General features: G+C 66.3%; 3 protein-coding genes. All 3 read right to left on the bottom strand.

Annotation, left to right across the window (positions count from 1 at the left end):
* Positions 1 to 350 (bottom strand): acyl-CoA dehydrogenase family protein (locus VGD44_RS15810; protein WP_331088781.1); only part of this gene is annotated, 350 nt, incomplete at its 3' end.
* A 93-nt stretch (positions 351 to 443) separates the two neighbouring features.
* Complete coding sequence (locus VGD44_RS15805; protein WP_331088779.1) at positions 444 to 1,142, bottom strand: energy transducer TonB; 699 nt, start codon at positions 1,140 to 1,142, stop codon at positions 444 to 446.
* Between the two features lie 55 nt (positions 1,143 to 1,197).
* The gene (locus VGD44_RS15800) at positions 1,198 to 1,557 is read right to left on the bottom strand and encodes an energy transducer TonB (RefSeq protein WP_331088776.1); all 360 of its coding nucleotides are present in this window, start codon (positions 1,555 to 1,557) and stop codon (positions 1,198 to 1,200) included.
* Positions 1,558 to 1,642 lie beyond the last annotated feature (85 nt).

Genomic DNA, 1,642 nt, shown 5'->3' with positions numbered 1-1,642 from the left:
ATGCCCGGCAGGAACCGCTTCTTCTGCTCGTCGGTCCCGAAGGTGTAGATCACCGGCGCCAGCATCGACATCCCGAACGGCAGGATCGGCAGGCAGTCGGCGCGCGCGGTCTCTTCCGACCAGATGTACTTCTGCGTGGGCGTCCAACCCGTGCCGCCCAGCTCCTTCGGCCAGCCCGGCGCCACCCAGCCCTTCTTGGCCAGCACCTTGTGCCAGAGCAGGTACTCGTCCTTGGTCAGCGGCCGCCCCTCGTCCTGCGCCTTGCGCAGGTCGGCGGGGTAGTTCTCCTTGATGAAGGCCCGGACCTCTTCGCGGAAGGCGTTCTCTTCAGGGGTGAAGTCGAGGTTCATGGCCGTCCTCCGGAAGCGTGCAGCGCTTACGCCGTATGGGTTTGGCCGACCCTATACGCACGGACGCGGAGGGAAGAAAAGATGACGCTAACGTCAACGTAAGGGCTTGTCGGCCGCCTCTTTAAGCATCTGCCCGAATTCGGCCGCGCTGCCTCCAAGGGCGATGCCATCGCACCTCGCACGTTCCTCAGCCGTAACCGCGCGCCCAGGAGCAGATCCCGCGGCGATCAGGCGGGCTCCCATCTCCGATGGGCGGAGCTTCTGCGACAGCAGTTTGAGCTCCAGCACCATTCGCCAGGCAAAGTAGGAGGCCTGCGCGGTCGGGTCGCTCGGCGTTTCCTCCAGCTTTGCTGCCGCGATGCTGTAGCACCTCGAGACGACTTCGAAGGGCGGTATCCTGGGCTCGGACGGCCCGTCCTTTGGCAGAACAAAGCGAAGCGGAATTCGGACCGTGCCGCCGTCGACGGGAACGCCATCCTTGGTCATCGGACGCATCCGAAACTTGAAGGCCATGCTGAGCGCCGCGGCGCCGAACCCGTAGCCGGCGGGTTCTTCGGACATCAGGGAGCAATCGGCGAGAAGACCGCTGGCCAAAACTTGGCAGCTGATCGTCGCCCGACCTTCGACTTCGTCACGGACCGCTGCGGGGGGATAAGCCAACGCAAAGTCCTCGCCTGTAGGTCGCCGTAGCCAGTCCGGATTCGTGATCACGCTGGGCCGAGGCGGCGTCACCGCGGGCGCGGCGGCCGGCGTTGCCGCCTGAAGTGCGACCGACATCAGAACTAACAGCATGACTTCCCCCCAACCCACGGCGAAGCTTACGGTTGAATCGGCGCCGCCCGCCACCTCAGTAGATGTGCAGCGCCTTCTTGGGGTCGGCGTCGAAGCCCACGGTGATCAGCACCCAGGGGTCCTCGCCCGGTTCCGGCGGATGGAAGCCCATTTTCGCGCGGAGCTTCATCAGAGCCTTGCCGAAGCCCTCGCCCGGCGGCGTCTCCGAATGGATGGAGCACTTCACCGGCATGCCGAGGTCGTTGATCCGGCACTTCAGCGTCGCCTCGCCCGAAATCCCGCGGGCCGCGGCGCGCTCCGGGTAGGCGAGCGCGCGGTCGTAGACGCTGGGGATTCGCCGCCAGCGGGCTTCGGGGATCGGAGCCGCATCGGCGGCGGCCGCCTGGACGGGGGCGGCGAGAATGTACGCAAGCACTGAGGGTGGTCCCCTGGGATCAATCCCCGGTCGTAACGATCTGGAACATGATCGGGATGCGCACCGTGCGGCCGGCGACGGCCGA

It is taken from the genome of Phenylobacterium sp. (assembly GCF_036402295.1).
Taxonomy (GTDB): domain Bacteria; phylum Pseudomonadota; class Alphaproteobacteria; order Caulobacterales; family Caulobacteraceae; genus Phenylobacterium.
Note: the sequence above shows the minus strand (reverse complement) of the source record. Positions and strands in the feature narration are given on the sequence as shown.

Coding starts and splice junctions, on each gene's coding strand:
- VGD44_RS15805 (WP_331088779.1), bottom strand. CDS start 1,142: ATGCTGTTAGTTCTGATGTCGGTCGCACTTCAGGCGGCAACGCCGGCC.